The organism is Rhodococcus sp. 66b, assembly GCF_002076325.1.
In the GTDB taxonomy this organism is placed as follows: Bacteria; Actinomycetota; Actinomycetes; order Mycobacteriales; family Mycobacteriaceae; genus Rhodococcus_F; species Rhodococcus_F erythropolis.
The window spans coordinates 76,577-92,880 of sequence record NZ_MUZB01000005.1; the positions used below are offsets into that span (position 1 = coordinate 76,577).

A 16,304-nucleotide genomic window follows, 5' to 3' on the forward strand; every position below is an offset into this window, starting at 1 on the left:
GGGGCCCCTTGTGGTGGTAGTCACAAGGGATAGGTGCATACTGGCGGGTAACTACGGTTCACGGTGGAGGTGTCCTGATGGGCAAGCAACGGGCAACGGACTACGACGTACTGATCGTCGGATCCGGGTTCGGCGGAAGCGTGAGCGCGCTTCGTCTCGTGGAGAAGGGCTACAAGGTCGGCGTCATCGAAGCCGGCCGACGGTATGCCGACGAAGATTTCGCGAAGACCAGCTGGGATCTCAAGAAGTTCCTCTGGGCTCCGAAGCTGGGTTGCTTCGGCATTCAGCGCGTGCATCTGCTGCGCGACTGCCTCATCCTCGCAGGCGCAGGCGTCGGCGGCGGGTCGTTGAACTACGCCAATACGCTGTACCAGCCACCGGAGCCGTTCTTCCAGGACAAGCAGTGGGCGCACATCACCGACTGGCGAAGTGAGCTCACCCCGTACTACGAGCAGGCTCAGAAGATGCTCGGCGTCGTGCAGAATCCGCACATGACGCCCGCTGACGAGATCATGAAGTCGGTCGCCGACGACATGGGCGTCGGCGACACGTTCATCCAGACGCCCGTCGGCGTCTACTTCGGTGAGCCGGGCAAGAAGGCGAAGGACCCGTACTTCGGCGGCGTCGGACCCGAGCGCACCGGTTGCATCGAGTGTGGCGAGTGCATGACGGGCTGCCGTCACGGCGCGAAGAACACTCTCCTCAAGAACTACCTGGGCCTTGCCGAGACAGCCGGCGCCGAGATCATTCCGATGACAACCGTGTCCGGACTTCGTGAGGCTCGCGACGGTTCGTGGGACGTGTTCACCGAGCGAACCGGTGCATTCGGACGCAAGAACCGCCGCACCTACACGGCTGCGAACGTAATTCTCGCGGCCGGGACGTGGGGCACTCAGCATCTGCTCTTCGACATGAAGGACACCGGAGCGCTGCCCAAGCTCTCCGACAAGCTCGGCGAGCTGACTCGAACAAACTCCGAATCCATCGTCGGCGCAGGAAAGTACAAGGTCGATCCTGCACTCGACCTGACCCGCGGAGTGGCGATCACGTCGTCGTTCCACCCGAGTAGTGACACCCACATCGAGCCGGTCCGCTACGGCAAGGGTTCCAACGCGATGGGACTGCTGCAGACCTTGATGACGGATGGCGGTGGCTCGACACCGCGGTGGATCAAGTTCCTCGGTGTGGTCGCGAAGAACCCGTACCAGATGCTGCGCATGCTGACTGTCAAGGACTGGAGCGAGCGCACGATCATCGCGTTGGTCATGCAGAACCTCGACAACTCGATCACCACGTACACGAAGAAGGGCCTGTTCGGTCGACGCAAGGTCACCAGCAAGCAGGGCCACGGTCAGCCGAACCCCACGTGGATTCCCGAGGGCAACGAGGCGACGCGTCGAGTTGCCGCGAAGATCGACGGCGTCGCAGGCGGCACGTGGGGCGAGATCTTCAACGTTCCTTTGACCGCCCACTTCCTGGGTGGTTGCGCAATCGCGTCGGATTCCGATCACGGCGTCATCGATCCGTACCACCGCGTGTACGGCTACCCGACGCTCAGCGTCGTCGACGGTGCAGCGGTGTCGGCCAATCTCGGCGTGAATCCGTCGCTGACCATCGCCGCTCAGGCCGAGCGCTCGGCCTCGCTGTGGCCGAACAAGGGGGAGACGGACCTGCGTCCCGCCCAGGGCAGCGGCTACGAGCGTTTGGCTCCGATTGCACCCAAGTCGCCCGTGGTGCCGGCGTCGGCTCCGGCAGCGCTGGTTCTGCCGATCGTGAAGATCACCGGCGGCAAGACGGCTACGGCTGTTCCGGCGGAGCCTGCTGCCGGATAGTTCACCGCGAACCGAAAAGGGGCGTGTCGTCGAGGATTCGACGGCACGCCCCTTTTGCAGTTTCAGATCGTCAGCCCACCTTGTCAGCCGCCCAGCGACCCGAAGAGGGTGCCGAGGTCGAGGCTGCCGGTTCCGCCACCGGGTCCGCCGTCGGTATCACCGGGGACGGTCAGGGTCTGCGGCGCAGAGGCCGAGGACGTGTAGCCCGAACCACCCACGAATTCGGCAGTGACACTGTAGGTCCCGGAGTTGTAGAACGTGGCCGGTACCGTTGCGACACCGTTGACCACGTCGACCGGTCCACCGATGAGGGTGTCACCGACCTTGAACTGGACCTTGCCCGTGGCACCGGCCGGATCGACCGTTGCCTTGAGTGTCACCGGGGTGTTCTTCTGAACAGTTCCGACGGCGTCGAGAACCGTGGACGTCTCGACGTCAGCGGGAGCCGGAGTCGTGACACTGACCGGGAATGCCGGGGCAGCGGACGGCGCGAATCCTGGTGAACCCGTGAACTTCGCGACAACCTTGTGCGTTCCTGTCGAGGTGAAGGTGTACGGAGCGATGGCAACTCCGTCTGTTCCGACCGTGGCAGTCAGCGTTTCGGTGCCGTCGACGATGAAGTCGACGGTGCCGCCGGTGCCCTGCGGATCGACCTTGGCGGTGAGGTTGACGTCCTGACCGACCTTCGCGGTAGACGGCGAAACCGTTGCGGTAGTGGTCACGGCGTCAGGCGGCGCATCGGTCGTGACGGTCACGATCTTGGCCGACGCCGACGTCGACGCCAGGAATCCGGGTGCACCGCTGTAGCTCGCGGTGATGGAGTGCGGTCCGTCCTCGGTGAAGGTCGGGGAGATGCTTGCCGACCCTCCGGTGACCGGTACCGCGTCCCCGAGGGGGTTGTCGCCGTCGAAGAACTGGACGGTTCCACCGTTTGCGCCGCCGCTCACGTTGGCCGACAGAGTGACAGGAGTTCCGTTCTTGGCGTTGGCCGGTCCGACGACAGTGGTGGTGGTTGCCTTGTCCGCCTCGATGATCCGTGTCGTGGCGAGGGGGCCTGCGCCGCTGTTGAGAGGACCGTTCTCAGCGTCACGAGGGGTGCACCGAGTAGGCGCCCAGGCGGTGATGACCAGGGTGGCCTTGGGGAGGAACGTGAGGAAGTTGCGATCGTTGTTCCATGCTCCTGCGCTGCCGCCGGTGCGTACCTTCATCGCGACGTCCCCTGAATCGCCGGCCTTGAGAACTGCCTTGACCTGGGGGAGTTGGAACTGGGTGTAGCCGTCGGCATTGTTGGAGCCGTCGACGTTCTTGCCGGTCGCCTTGACGACTATCCCGCCCTCGGAGTTGATGCTCGAGCTGGGGCTGTTGCCGATGACCTGGTTGTTTCCGGAGAGACGCAGAATGGTTCCGTTGGGATCGACGTTGCCGTTCTCGTTGACACGCAGGATGTTCGGCGCGACACCGCTGAGCCCTGCCGAAGTTCCGGGAACGATGGTGGCTTCCACCAGGGTGGCGTTCGCGGGAACGTCGACGTCGACCTTGATGCGGGAGACGTTCTGGACGGTCGCCCCCGAAGCCGATCCGGGGAAGGCGATGGGACCGGGTTGGATGGTGACCTCGAAGGTCTCACCCGCTCCGACGCTCTCCGGTGCGTCGACGATGACCGAACCGGACTGGGACTGCGTGGTCGGACCGGCGACGGCGGACGGGGTTGCGAGGCAACTCGTTCCGAAAGTTGTTGTCACCGGGGCCGCTGACGCGGGGATTCCCGCGAGGATGACGCCACTGGCGAGTGCCGTGGCGGCGATCGGCGCCGCGATGCGACGTCTGGAGTACACGAACATGGATTCTCCTGAGCTGGGTACGGGAGTGGTGTCCAAAGCTGATGTGGGGGACTAGCTTCCGAAGAGCGGGATGAGGCCGCTGAGCGAACCGGTGTCCACGCTTCCGGTGCCGCCGCCGTCGGTCGGTGCGGTGCCGACCTGTACGACCGTCGGGCCGGAGACGGAGTTCTTCCAGCCGGCGTCGCCGACGAAGTTGGCAGTGAGGCCGAACGTTCCCTCGTCGTCGAAGGTGTGCGTGAGCGTCGCGACGCCGTTGACGACGGCAACGGGGGCGCCGATGGGCGTCGTGCCGGACTTGAACTGGATCATTCCGTTTGCTGTTCCGGGTGCAACGGTGGCCTTGAGTTGCAATGCCTTTCCGACCTGAGCGGAGCCGCTGACAGTCAGGACGGTCGTGGTGTCCGCGCGGGCGGGCTCGGGATCGGTGACGTTCACCGTGAACGACGTGGACGTGGAGCCGATGAATCCGGTTCCGCCGGAGAACTCGGCAACCACGGCTGCGGCACCGGCTGATGCGAAGGTGTGCGGGAGGATCGCGACGCCGTCACCCGTGCCGACGGGTGCGGTACCGATCTCGGCGCCGTCGACCTTGAACGTCACGGTTCCGCTGCTCGGGATGGGGGAGACGGTGGCCGAGAGGTTGGTCGGTTCACCGACGACTGCTGTGAGCGGTTCGACAACGGTGGTGGTGGTTCCCCAGTCCGGGTCACTGACGTCGAGTTGGGTTGCGGTGGACACTGAATCGCCGTAGCCGGACTCGCCGGTGAACACTGCGGTGAAGCTGTGCGTGCCGGAAGCGTCGTAGCTGCGGGTCAGGGAAGCCGTTCCGTCGACCACGGCCACCGGTGCGCCGAGGTTGGTGTCGCCGTCCTTGAACTGCACCGTGCCCACGGCGTTCGCCGGTGTGACGACGGCGCTCACGGTGATGCTGTCACCGACCAATGCGGCGTTCGGAGCCGAGATCGTGGTGGTGGTGTCCGCGGAGACGTCGACGGTCTGGACTCCGGAGGTCGAGCTGTGGAAACCCGCACCGGCGTTGTACGCGGCGGTGATGTCGTGGGCGCCGACGCTGTCGAAGGTGTGGGAGAGGGTGGCGCTACCGCCCGAGACCGGGACGGGTGAGCCGATGTCGTTGCCGCCGTCCTTGAACTGGACGGTGCCGCTCGCGTCGGACGGCGCAACCGTCGCGGTCAGGTCGACCGGCGTGCCGACCTTCGCCGTTGCCGGTGCAACCAGAGTGGTACCGGTGGCGACAGACGGGTCGACGACCTGGACGTTGACGTTGATCGGGTTGAGGCCCTGCTGCGTGCTGAAGGCGTTGACGTCGAAGAGCATGCCGCTGTCGTACGTCCCGAACGCTGTGCCGACAGGGACCGTGTAGGTCGCTTCGAGCGTGACGGGTTGGTTCTTCTTGACGACGAATCCACCGACGAGGAAGGTGCAGCCGCTCGAGCACTTCGCTGAGACTCCGCCATCTGATTCGTTGCTGATCGTCGCCCGGTTGGTCACACCCAGGTAGGTGGCCTTGGCGCTGCCCGGCACGAGGACGAATCCTGCGGGCGGGATGTCACGGATCTTTGCGATCGACCGTTCGATGCCGCTTTCGTTGTGCTTGATCTCGGTCTTGTACGTGACGGTGTCACCCGGGTGAACTGCCGCGTTCCCGATGACACTCTTCGTGAAGATCAGATTGTCGGTCGTGCCGGTGAAGGTGGTCGGCGGGGCTTCGTCAGCGGTGGCCGGCGTGCCGAGGACTAGAAGTCCGGCGGCAGCCGTCACAGCCGCGACAGGTATGGCGAGTCGTCGTATGAATCGACGCACAGGTCCTCCTCGAGGTGAGCGCCGTTCGGCGGCGCCGGCCGTTTGCGATCGTGATCCTGATCACTTGACGGGCGAGATTACCTTTACTGGACGTTTGGTTCAGGCGAATCGGTCAAACGTCCAGAAAATTCACCCTCCGTCCATTTCGGGCTCTGGCCTGCGATGATGTCGCTAATTTGATTGCCGAAGCTAAGGTGCGGGTGATTGGGGCATCGTTGACCTGGACGGTGGTCTAGGTCGCCCCGAGGTCGCCGCGCAGTCCGGAGGGTCGGCCTTTGTAGTGACGTACCTCGCGCTCACTCGGCCGAGGAGCGGGCTGAGTCCATGCATGCGCAGAAGCGCTGGCTGCGGCGATTAGACTGCACCTGTGGCAGATATCGAGCAGCAGAGACCAGTTCTTGTCGTCGACTTCGGAGCGCAGTACGCGCAGTTGATCGCACGGCGAGTTCGCGAAGCCAAGGTCTACTCGGAGGTGATTCCGCACACCACGACCGTCGAGGAGATCGTGGCCAAGAACCCCTTGGCTGTTGTGCTCTCGGGTGGGCCCTCGAGTGTCTACGCAGACGGTGCTCCCAAGCTCGATCCCGCACTTTTTGATCACGACATCCCGGTTTTCGGAATCTGCTACGGATTCCAGGCAATGGCAGGCGCCCTCGGCGGCACCGTTGCCGAGACCGGTACCCGCGAATACGGCCGTACCGACATCGCGGTATCCGGTGGGTTGCTGCACGACGGACTTCCCGCGACGCAGCCGGTGTGGATGAGCCACGGTGACGCCGTCACCGAAGCGCCGTCCGGCTTCGAGGTGACTGCGACCAGCGATGGCGCTCCCGTCGCAGCGTTCGAAGATCGCGCCCGCAAGCTCGCCGGCGTGCAGTACCACCCCGAGGTTCTGCATTCCCCACACGGTCAGCAGGTCCTGAGCCGCTTCCTGCACGAGATCGCCGGTATTCCGGCAGCGTGGACGGCGTCCAACATCGCCGATGCGCTGATCGAGCAGGTTCGCGAGCAGGTCGGCGACGGACACGCCATCTGCGGTCTTTCCGGTGGTGTCGACTCGGCTGTCGCTGCGGCTTTGGTTCAGCGGGCAATCGGCGACCGGTTGACGTGTGTCTTCGTCGATCACGGTTTGATGCGAGCCGGTGAGCGCACGCAGGTCGAGCAGGACTTCGTCGCGGCAACCGGTGCGCGTCTGATCACCGTGGATGCTGCGGACACCTTCATCGGTGAGCTGGCTGGGGTCACCGATCCCGAGACCAAGCGCAAGATCATCGGCCGTGAGTTCATCCGCAGCTTCGAAGGCGCAGTCAGTGATGTTCTGGGCGAGAACGCATCTCACGGTGCAACCGTCGACTTCCTCGTGCAGGGCACCCTGTACCCGGATGTCGTGGAGTCCGGCGGCGGCACGGGAACTGCAAACATCAAGAGCCATCACAATGTCGGCGGGCTGCCGGAAGATCTGCAGTTCAAGTTGGTCGAACCGCTGCGTCTGCTGTTCAAGGACGAGGTCCGTGCAGTGGGCCGCGAACTCGGCCTGCCGGAAGAGATCGTCGGCCGCCAGCCGTTCCCCGGTCCCGGACTCGGTATCCGCATCATCGGTGAGGTCACCCGTGATCGCCTCGAGATCCTGCGTCATGCAGATTCCATTGCGCGCGAAGAGCTTACGTCTGCAGGTTTGGACGGAACGATTTGGCAGTGCCCGGTGGTTCTCCTTGCCGACGTCCGCAGCGTGGGCGTACAGGGTGACGGCCGGACGTACGGTCATCCGATCGTGCTGCGTCCGGTCTCGAGTGAAGACGCAATGACCGCGGACTGGACGCGTCTGCCGTACGAGACCCTCGAGCGCATCTCGACTCGAATCACCAACGAGGTTGCGGACGTGAACCGCGTAGTCCTCGACGTGACGAGCAAGCCGCCGGGAACTATTGAGTGGGAGTAAAAAACAACTGTGCGCCTTTATTAACCCCCCGCGGTTAATAAAGGCGCACAGTAGTTTTACTTGCGGTTGCGCCGATTCGGCAGAATCACCAGCAGTAGTCCCGCCACGACGGCGGCACCGACGAACAGCCAACGGAATTGAATGTTCGCTGCCGGCGCCAGGGAGAACGGCCCGACCAACGCCCACACGCTGACCAGTAGTGCGGCCAGTCCTGCGATCAGCAGAAGTGCCGAGGGGCGCTTGGATTCTCGGGTCTCGTCCTGGTCTGTCGTCTGGTCGTACTCGCTCATGATTGCGTCACCTTCAGGCTGCCGAACGTGGCTTTGGCGTTGATGGTCAGGGTGGGAGAGTCCGGTGTCGCATCGCGGCCCGGGTGTATTCCGCCGTCGAGGCAACCTGATCCGTCACCCATGACGACGGTGCAGCTGTTCTTGACGTTGACGGTTGGTGGCACCATGACGGTGAACTCGCCGAACGACGCCGCGACGTCGATGGTCTTGTCCTCGGTGAACTTGACCCCGTTGAGGTCGAGAGTGAAGCTTCCGAAGGCTCCTGAATACGACGGCTCCAACTCGGAAGCTGTTGCCGGAGTCCATCTTTGCTCACCCGAGGCGTCGAACTCGATCGGGTAGACCAACGAGGCGAGAAGCACGAAACCCACGAGTGGTCCGGTGACGACCAGCAGGCCGTACCCCTTGCGGAAGAATGCCCCGAGGATCAGGCCGAGTGCGATGACGGCGAGTCCGACAGCACCGACTCGGCCGGGAGTGAACCACTCGTTGCCGGTTGCGGCGCCCGCTGCCCCGGTGACTGCGGCGACGATGATTGCGAGTCCGAGGACCGTCAGCGTCCAACGCGAGCGACGCTTACGTGGCGGCAACGGGAGCAGCGGTGTGGCCTTGGCTGCCGGATCCGGAAGATCCCAGGCGAACGGAGCGACACCGAGCGGATCCCAGGACGGCGGCGTGATGGCGGCCTCACCGATCACCTCGGTCGGATTGGTGCTGACCGAAGCGCTCGGGTCCTTCGACAGGTTGATCGTCGGATGAGCGGCCTGAGATTGTGGTGACTGCTGCGGATGGTCGGCCGGTCGTTCCTCGGGCACATAGCTGTCGGGGAGTTTGGTGTACGGCGTGTACACGGGAGGCTGATTGGGTGCGAAGTATCCGGGGGTGAACGGCCCAGGCGTGAATCCGGTGCCTGGATACGCGGTACCTGCGCCGACATAAGGCGACGTGTTCTGCGGCAGTGCGGGCGGGATGGGCGCTCGTTGGTAGAGCAGCCACAGGCCACCGACCATCAGGATCAGCCCGATCAGTCCGGAACCACCCAGACCGACGCCGACGGGGCCGACAGTCGTAGCCGCGATGGCGAGGGCCACCAGCAAGACGATGGTCTTGGTACTGGAATCGGAACTGTGTCCGCGGCCCATCAACGACTGCGCGGGGGACGATCCGTCACCGGCACGAGCAAGTACCAACCAGCCGGCGAGGTAGAGAAGGATGCCTGAGCCACCGAAAATGGTGGACGCGACAAACGCCACGCGTACGAGAACGGGGTCGATGCCGTACCGGTATCCGATTCCGGCGCATACCCCAGCCACGTGACCTTGTGCCGGCAGACGCACGGGGCGGGTCCGCCACAGATCCTGGATCTGTTCTTGGAAAGTCGGATTGTTCATGAATCAATCCTGGCTTCCGAGGCAGCCTCCGCGCATCAGGGCCAACCCTGATCTTTGTGGTGATCGCGGGTGAGTGTGGCGGCCTGATTCAGGGTTGGACCCTGATGTGTGTCCGCGTGGTTCGTGCCAGTATCGACTATGTGCAATATCTGTCAGATCCGCCGTTCGTGAGCGGTCCCGCTCCCGGGTTTGCGGGAGGCCCGCCCGTCAACGGGGTACCGGTGCATCCCGTACCCATGAAGAAGGGCGTGCCCATTCCGGGTGCCGTGCCACTGCGAAAGCTGGAGCGGCGCTCCGGCGGTCGCATCGTCGCCGGAGTTGCGGGCGGTATCGCCGATCATCTCGGTATCGACGTCCTGAAAGTGCGCGTCGCCTTCACGATTCTTGCGGCGATGGCCGGATCCGGCATCGTCATTTACGGCGCCCTGTGGATCTTCACCTCCGCCGGCACGGACACGCAGAAGCCGTCCGCGGCCGAGCGGCAGCGGGCGTACGGCTTGATCGCACTCGGATTGGGCGGCGCAGCCGCGCTGTCCTGGTTGTTCAGCGGCACGGCGGGTTCGGTGCTCGCGCCGTTCTTCGTCGTCGCGATCGGTGCAGCCTTGGTGTGGCGCGAGTTCGACTCCGACGGTCCCCGTACTGTCATCGGCTTGCCGCAGCGGCCTACCGTTCTGACGTGGGCGCGGGTGGTCGGGGGAGCCACCTTGATCATCTTGGGTCTTGGCGTTGTCGTCCTTGCTCAGGTCGACCTCGAAGCACTGCGCTCGTCTCTCTTGGCGGTGGTCGTGACGCTGATCGGTGTCGGTTTGTTGACGGTGCCGCTGTGGCTGCGGATGTGGCGTGCTCTCGGCGCCGAGCGTGCGGCCCGAATTCGCAACGACGAACGTGAAGAGATTGCGTCGCACCTACACGACTCCGTCCTTCAGACGTTGGCTCTGATTCAGAAGCAGTCCGACAACCCACAAGAGGTGGCGCGCCTGGCCCGCGGTCAAGAACGCGAGCTGCGCAAGTGGTTGTTCAGCGGCGGCGACATCGACCACACGAGCCTGACGGAAGGCCTGAAGATCATCGCCGGTGAAGTGGAAGACCAGCACGGTGTCACGGTCCGTCCCGTCACTGTCGGCGACGTACAACTCGAAGGCGAAGGCGTCGAGAACGGCCTGCCCAAGGAAGCGTTCACCGCGCTCCTCGGTGCGACGCGTGAAGCTCTCGTGAACTCGGCAAAGCACTCGGGGGAGAAGGAAATCAATCTGTTCGCCGAGGTCGAGGGTGATCAGGTCAGTGTGTTCGTTCGTGATCGCGGCGTCGGATTCGACGTCGACGCGGTGCCGGAGGATCGCCAGGGGCTGGCCAAGTCGATTCGTGGTCGAATCGAGCGGCGCGGTGGCCGCGTCGTGGTTCGATCCGACATCGGAAAGGGCACCGAGATCCGCGTGCACATGCCGCTCGGTGACTCTGCTCTAAAGTGGGACCAGACTGCTGACCGTGTCGACAACCCCGAGGAACAGCCCCAGTGACTTCGCTTGCGCCGCCCCCGTACCGCGTATTTCTTGTCGACGATCATGCAGTGTTCCGCTCCGGGGTGAGGGCCGAGCTCTCGCGCGAGACGGATATGGATGTCGTCGGTGAGGCCGGCGGCGTCGCGGAGGCAATCGCCGGTATCAACTCGACGAAGCCGCATGTCGTTCTGCTCGATGTCCACATGCCCGACGGTGGTGGAGTGGCAGTTCTGCGCGGAATCGATTCCGGCCCGGTGTGCCTGGCGCTCAGCGTTTCCGATGCCGCCGAAGACGTGATCGCGGTGATCCGCGGCGGTGCGCGCGGGTATGTGACCAAGACGATCTCGGGATCCGAACTTGCCGAGGGCGTACGACGCGTTGCCGGTGGTGACGCGGTGTTCGGGCCGCGCCTGGCAGGTTTCGTGTTGGACTCCTTCACCGGACGCTCCAATGCACCCGAGCCACAACTCGATCCGGAACTCGATTCTCTTACTCCGCGGGAACTCGAAGTGCTCAGATTGCTGGCACGTGGGTACACCTACCGTGAAATTGCCGAGGACCTGGTGATTTCCGTGAAGACGGTCGAGACTCACGCATCGAACGTTCTGCGAAAAACTCAGCAGTCCAATCGCAATGCGCTGACTCGTTGGGCACATCGCCGACAGATCGACTGAATTTCCGCGCACCCTTTCGCGATTGCGAGTGAAGGCGCACCATGGACCGATGACGGAACCACTGGCGCTCGCGTCGAGACGTGGGCGTTGGGTTGTCGCCGCCACCGTTCTCGGCTCGAGCATGGCTCTCCTCGACGGCACCGTCGTCAACATTGCTCTGCCGCACATCGGCGAGGACTTGAATTCCGGTGTCGCCGGGCTGCAGTGGACTCTCAGCGGATACACCTTGGCATTGGCGTCGCTGATACTGCTCGGGGGAGCCCTCGGCGATCGTTGGGGTCGGCGGCGGGTATTCGTGTGGGGGACGGTCTGGTTCGCGGTCGCGTCGTTGCTGTGCGGAATTGCACCTGACATCACATTTCTGGTGATTGCGCGGATCCTGCAGGGAGTGGGAGCTGCGCTCTTGACGCCTGGCAGCCTTGCCATCATTTCCGCGTCACTTCGCGAGGAGGACCGCGGTGCGGCGATCGGCTTGTGGTCGGGCTTGGGTGGTGTCGCCGGCGCTATCGGTCCGCTGTTCGGTGGTTGGCTGGTGGAAGTGGCGGGATGGCGATCGGTGTTCTTGCTCAACATTCCGTTGGCGATCGTCGTGGTGTGGGCAGCGGTGCGCCACGTGCCCGAGAGCCGCGATCCGCATCCGCCCGAGCACCTGGACGTGGTCGGATCTGCCTGCGCAGTAGTCGGTCTCGGGGCGCTGACGTACGGGTTGATCGAAGTCAACCCGATAGTCGGGCTGGTCGGGGTGCTCGCGCTGTGCCTGTTCGTTGTGGTGGAACGTCGATCGCCGAGTGCGTTGGTGCCGCCGTCCCTGTTTCGTTCGCGGATGTTCGTCGCGGCCAATCTGGTGACTCTCGCGGTCTATGCGGCGCTTGGCGGTGTGTTCTTCCTGCTCGTGCTGCAATTGCAGTTGGTCGCGGGGTACTCGCCGGTGGCTGCCGGCGTCGCAACGGTACCGATCACCTTGGCATTGTTGCTGTTGTCTTCGCGCGCGGGCAGTTACGCGCAGACGCACGGACCGCGATTGCCGATGACGGTCGGACCCGCGGTGGCCGCGGTTGGGTTGGTGTTGATGACGCGGATCGGCCCGGATGCGTCGTACCTGACCGTCGTGCTGCCGGGAGTTCTGGTCTTCGGGCTCGGCCTGGCGGTGATGGTGGCGCCGTTGACCGCCGCCGTGCTCGGCTCGGTGCCGGTGGAGCAGTCCGGAATCGCGTCGGGTGTGAACAATGCCGTTGCTCGCACGAGCCAGCTTCTTGCGGTTGCGGCCTTGCCCGCTCTCGTGGGTATCGATGCCGAGAGCCTGGTCGATCCGTCGAGTTTCTCCGACGGTTTCCGGTACGCGATGTACATCTGTGTGGCGCTGCTGTTGATCGGTGCGGCCATCGCCGCGACGCTGATTCGTACTCCGGCAGTCGAGCCTGTTCAGGAAGCGGATTCGGTTGCCTGCAAGCCGCATTGTGATCTGACGGGACCTGCAGTGCAACCGAATCCGATGAGGGACTAGACGCTGATGTCGCGATCTCGGCTGGGCACCAAGGGGATTGCCGCGGCTGGAAATGCCGCGACTATCGCGAAAGCGAGCGGGTAGCCGACCGCGCCGATCAGCGCACCGACCACCGGGCCCACTGCTGACGCGGCAATGAACTGGCCGGTGTTCTGTGCGCCCAACGCCTTTCCTTGCCATTTCGGCCCGGCAGCTTCGGCGACGGATGTGAACGCCAAACCGTTGTCGGCGACGCTGACGGTTGTTGCCAGCAGCAGGATCAGGGCCGGAACGCCCCAAGGCGCTGCGCCGGCTGCTGCCATGGCCAACATGACCGCGGATGCGGAGACGGCAACCAACCTCAGCGGGCCTACTCTGCTTCCGGCGCGATCACTCCAGATGCCGACGACGATGCGGCCGAGCGCACCCACGAACTGGGAGATCCCGATCAGGAGTCCAGCGGGCGCCGCGTCCCAGCCTTGCTCGCTGATCAGCCAGACCAGACCGAACGTCGAGAGGGTGAACTGCGGAAACACCAGGAGTGCCGAGACGACGTGAATGCGCCAGAGGAACCAGTTCGAGCGATAAGGGTTGATCGTTTCGACCGGGATATCTGTGGGCCGTGCCGCCGGGCGCGGGGGATTGACCAATGCGACGGCACAGATCAGGGCGAGGACGCCGTTGAGCGCCACCGACAGTCCGACGGCCGAACCGATTCCTACGTTTGCAGCGAGAGTCGGGATGGTCAACGACGCAATGGTCACGCCCAGTGGCTGTGACATCTGCCTGATGCCCATCGCAAGGCCGCGCCGATCCTTGGGAAACCAGCCGACCACAACACGCCCACTGGCGGCGTTGGTGCTCGCCGCAGCCATTCCGCCCAGTAGAAATGCGATCCCGAGGAGGGCGTAGTTGTCGGTGGTGGTCGCGGCGAGCGCGGCGATCGCCGTCAGCGCGAGCCCGATGGAGATGACCCATTTCTCACCGAATCTGTCGGCCATCGCTCCCCACGCCACCAAGGTGAGAACCATGCCGAAAGTTGGTGCAGCGGCCAGGGTTCCGGCTTGCGTCAACGAGAGACCGTGCTCGGAATGCAGCAGGGGGATCAAAAAGGCGGGGGTGCTGACGAAGACGGTGCCTGCGGCCTGGGCTGCGACGCCGATTCCGAGCATCGTCCACGCCTTCGGGGAGACGGCCGTCTTTTCCAAGCGCGACGCCTGCGTCATGGTGCCCTCCGATTTTTACGCTGTTCGACGATGCCGACGCTACTCGCGTAGTTTCACATGTTGAAACCAGAATCCCACTATTTGGTCAAACTTGGGCGGCCCAGGGTGCGAAGTGCCCACCCCTTTTCGAGCGAACGGTACGACGATCGCCTTGGGTGCGCCGAAAGGTACGTTCGCTCGGGAAGGGGTCAGCGATGGGGCAGGCGAACCGTGAAGATCGTGCGCCCGTCCACCTGGTCGACGCCGATGGTGCCGCCGTGCAAGTGCACGTTTTCGACGGCGAGGGAGAGCCCGAGTCCGCTGCCTTCGCTGCGTCCGCGCGCGGTGTCGACCTTGTAGAACCGCCGAAAAATCGCCTGCCGGTCCTCGGGTGAGATGCCGGGGCCGTGGTCGACGACGGTGATGACGGAGAAACCGGGTTCTGCGCTCAACTCGACGCGAACCGGAGGCGCTCCGTGGCGCAGTGCGTTGCCGACGAGGTTGGCGACGACTATGTCGATTCGACGCGAATCCACTCTGGTGCTGACGTTTTCGGGTGCACGGAGTTCGACGGTTTCTGTCCAACCTCGGCTCTCGAGTGTGCGCTCGGTCAATTCGACGAGGTCGACGTCGTCGAGGACGAGACGCGCCTGTTGTGAGTCGTGGCGCGACATTTCGATCAGATCTTCGACAAGTCGAGTGAGCTTGCCGATCTCACTGCTCACGATGCGCGCTGCAGCGGCGGCGTCCGGCGGAAGATTAGGGATCTCTTCGCGGAGGATTTCGCTTACCGGAACCAATGCCGCCAGCGGCGTTCGAAGCTCGTGGGAGACGTCGGCGACAAATCTTCTCGACTGCTCTTCCGATTCTTCCAGACCTCGGATGACCGCTTCGTTGCGAGCGACCATGTTGTTGAAAGTTGTTGTGACCTGGGCAAGTTCGGCTACTCCGTCTTCGGGGAGCCGGACGCTCAGGTCGCCGTCGGCGGCGCGGGCGGCGGCCTCGTCCAGGCGTTTGAGCGGACGGACCAGCGTCGACGCAATCCAGAGTCCGAGCAGACCGCTCACCAGCACACCCGCCGCGAGGGTGAGACCGACTGCTCGAAGCAGGTCGTCGAACTTGTCCTGCACCCCTACCAGCGGCCGGATGGTGACGGCTTTGACCAGTGTCTCGTTGTCGTAGCCGTCGTCTGCAGTCATGTCCACGACATTGACCGACATTCCCAACATGATGCGCTGGGAGTCGAGTCGCTCGAAGCGGATCAGTTTGGGACTGTCCAAACCCTCTTCGAAGCTGGGTGGGATCGTTGCCGCATCCACTGATCCTTGACGAATGACTTCGCCGTCGACGATCAGAGTCATGTCGGACTGGAAGATCTGGTCGAGGGTGTCAGGTGTCAACCCGTCTACCGGCGGTCCGTTGCTGTACTGCAGTTCGTCGCGAAATTGTACCGTTGCCACGTCCTGAGCGTTGGAATAGATCCATGACCGCGCCATGAACGAGACGACGCCTGCGGTTGCCCCGGCGATGATCACGACGATTGCGATGAACACGAGCACGAGCCTGGTCCGAAGACCGTCGACCCGAAGCCAGGTCGGTCTCATCGGGCCGGGCTGGTGTTGAAGCGATACCCGAACCCGCGCACCGTTTCGATCACGGTCGGTGCGGCTGGGTCGTCCTCGATCTTTCCGCGCAGCCGCTGCACTGCTGCATCGACGATTCGTGAGTCGCCCAGGTATTCCTGGTCCCAGGCTGCGGACAACAACTGCCTGCGGCTGAGAACCTGTCCGGGGTTTTCGGTCAGCGCCAGTATCAGTCGGAGTTCGGTCGGAGTCAGGGTCAGCAGCGTCCCGGCTTTGCGTACCTGCAATGACGACCGATCCAATTCCAGGTCGCCGAACTTCTCTGCGCCCGGCGCCACATCTGAACGCGTCGTTGCGGGCGCCGAGCGCCGCACGACGGCTTTGATCCGAGCATCGAGGACACGCGGACTGGCCGGTTTGACGACGTAGTCGTCGGCACCGGCCTCGAGGCCCGCAACAGTGTCGATGTCGTCGGATCTGGCGGTCAAGATGATGATCGGGATCGAACTGCGCGTACGGATGCGTCGACAGATCTCGTAACCGTCGGCTCCTGGCAGTCCGAGGTCGAGTAGGACGAGGTCGGTGGAGCCGAGGACGTCGTCGAAATCGCCGTTACCGTCGGGGCGATGGCTGACGTTGTGCCCGAGTCGGTTCAGTCCCAACGTGATTGCCTCGGCTACCGCTGGATCGTCTTCTATGAAAAGAATGCTCACCATGCGCTCACCTTGGACTCGCCATGATCAGGG

The 16,304-nt window shown here is 63.9% G+C and carries 12 protein-coding genes; 5 read left to right on the forward strand and 7 right to left on the reverse strand.

Translation table 11 applies throughout. The features are described 5' to 3' along the window. Window positions 1-77: 77 nt before the first annotated feature. On the forward strand, window positions 78-1,832 hold the full coding sequence (locus B0E55_RS10630; RefSeq protein ID WP_020906934.1) for a GMC oxidoreductase: 1,755 nt from the start codon (window positions 78-80) through the stop codon (window positions 1,830-1,832). An 83-nt stretch (window positions 1,833-1,915) separates the two neighbouring features. Here the strand turns inward: B0E55_RS10630 and B0E55_RS10635 are convergent, their stop codons facing one another. Together B0E55_RS10635 and B0E55_RS10640 are read right to left on the reverse strand one after the other, a co-directional pair. After that, window positions 1,916-3,673, reverse strand: a complete 1,758-nt coding sequence (locus B0E55_RS10635; RefSeq protein ID WP_020969070.1) for an Ig-like domain-containing protein — start codon at window positions 3,671-3,673, stop codon at window positions 1,916-1,918. Between the two features lie 51 nt (window positions 3,674-3,724). Beyond that, window positions 3,725-5,494 (reverse strand): Ig-like domain-containing protein, encoded by a 1,770-nt coding sequence (locus B0E55_RS10640; protein ID WP_020969071.1) that lies wholly within the window; start codon window positions 5,492-5,494, stop codon window positions 3,725-3,727. Between the two features lie 367 nt (window positions 5,495-5,861). Here B0E55_RS10640 and guaA point away from each other — a divergent pair, with 367 nt between their 5' ends. After that, window positions 5,862-7,433, forward strand: a complete 1,572-nt coding sequence (gene guaA, locus B0E55_RS10645; RefSeq protein ID WP_019747593.1) for a glutamine-hydrolyzing GMP synthase — start codon at window positions 5,862-5,864, stop codon at window positions 7,431-7,433. Window positions 7,434-7,489: 56 nt separating this feature from the next. On the opposite strand, the gene B0E55_RS10650 is transcribed toward guaA, so the two are convergent. Further along, on the reverse strand, window positions 7,490-7,723 hold the full coding sequence (locus tag B0E55_RS10650; RefSeq protein ID WP_080909680.1) for a hypothetical protein: 234 nt from the start codon (window positions 7,721-7,723) through the stop codon (window positions 7,490-7,492). Next, a complete protein-coding gene (locus tag B0E55_RS10655) occupies window positions 7,720-9,114 on the reverse strand; it encodes a PspC domain-containing protein (protein ID WP_021343593.1) in 1,395 nt (464 codons plus the stop codon). The genes B0E55_RS10650 and B0E55_RS10655 overlap by 4 nt, the downstream gene beginning before the upstream one ends. 236 nt (window positions 9,115-9,350) lie before the next feature. Here B0E55_RS10655 and B0E55_RS10660 point away from each other — a divergent pair, with 236 nt between their 5' ends. The 3 genes from B0E55_RS10660 to B0E55_RS10670 are packed head-to-tail and all read left to right on the forward strand — an operon-like array spanning window position 9,351 to window position 12,791. Next, a complete protein-coding gene (locus B0E55_RS10660; RefSeq protein WP_037134353.1) occupies window positions 9,351-10,631 on the forward strand; it encodes an ATP-binding protein in 1,281 nt (426 codons plus the stop codon). After that, a complete protein-coding gene (locus tag B0E55_RS10665; protein ID WP_020969075.1) occupies window positions 10,628-11,287 on the forward strand; it encodes a response regulator in 660 nt (219 codons plus the stop codon). Before B0E55_RS10660 ends, B0E55_RS10665 begins: the two co-directional genes overlap by 4 nt. A gap of 49 nt (window positions 11,288-11,336) precedes the next feature. Further along, window positions 11,337-12,791: an MFS transporter gene (locus B0E55_RS10670; protein ID WP_029254936.1), complete on the forward strand. Its 1,455-nt coding sequence runs from the start codon at window positions 11,337-11,339 to the stop codon at window positions 12,789-12,791. On the opposite strand, the gene B0E55_RS10675 is transcribed toward B0E55_RS10670, so the two are convergent. From B0E55_RS10675 to B0E55_RS10685, 3 genes are all read right to left on the reverse strand, one after another. Beyond that, window positions 12,788-13,996 (reverse strand): MFS transporter, encoded by a 1,209-nt coding sequence (locus B0E55_RS10675; RefSeq protein ID WP_020906942.1) that lies wholly within the window; start codon window positions 13,994-13,996, stop codon window positions 12,788-12,790. The genes B0E55_RS10670 and B0E55_RS10675 overlap by 4 nt on opposite strands. Before the next feature lie 188 nt (window positions 13,997-14,184). Continuing rightward, complete coding sequence (locus tag B0E55_RS10680; RefSeq protein ID WP_080909681.1) at window positions 14,185-15,579, reverse strand: sensor histidine kinase; 1,395 nt, start codon at window positions 15,577-15,579, stop codon at window positions 14,185-14,187. Next, window positions 15,576-16,274 carry a response regulator transcription factor gene (locus tag B0E55_RS10685; RefSeq protein ID WP_020906944.1) on the reverse strand — a complete coding sequence of 233 codons (699 nt, stop codon included), beginning with the start codon at window positions 16,272-16,274 and terminating at the stop codon, window positions 15,576-15,578. The genes B0E55_RS10680 and B0E55_RS10685 overlap by 4 nt, the downstream gene beginning before the upstream one ends. Window positions 16,275-16,304: the final 30 nt, after the last annotated feature.

Coding starts and splice junctions, on each gene's coding strand:
- B0E55_RS10630 (WP_020906934.1), top strand. CDS start 78: ATGGGCAAGCAACGGGCAACGGACTACGACGTACTGATCGTCGGATCC.
- B0E55_RS10635 (WP_020969070.1), bottom strand. CDS start 3,673: ATGTTCGTGTACTCCAGACGTCGCATCGCGGCGCCGATCGCCGCCACG.
- B0E55_RS10650 (WP_080909680.1), bottom strand. CDS start 7,723: ATGAGCGAGTACGACCAGACGACAGACCAGGACGAGACCCGAGAATCC.
- B0E55_RS10655 (WP_021343593.1), bottom strand. CDS start 9,114: ATGAACAATCCGACTTTCCAAGAACAGATCCAGGATCTGTGGCGGACC.
- B0E55_RS10660 (WP_037134353.1), top strand. CDS start 9,351: ATGAAGAAGGGCGTGCCCATTCCGGGTGCCGTGCCACTGCGAAAGCTG.
- B0E55_RS10670 (WP_029254936.1), top strand. CDS start 11,337: ATGACGGAACCACTGGCGCTCGCGTCGAGACGTGGGCGTTGGGTTGTC.
- B0E55_RS10675 (WP_020906942.1), bottom strand. CDS start 13,996: ATGACGCAGGCGTCGCGCTTGGAAAAGACGGCCGTCTCCCCGAAGGCG.
- B0E55_RS10680 (WP_080909681.1), bottom strand. CDS start 15,579: ATGAGACCGACCTGGCTTCGGGTCGACGGTCTTCGGACCAGGCTCGTG.
- B0E55_RS10685 (WP_020906944.1), bottom strand. CDS start 16,274: ATGGTGAGCATTCTTTTCATAGAAGACGATCCAGCGGTAGCCGAGGCA.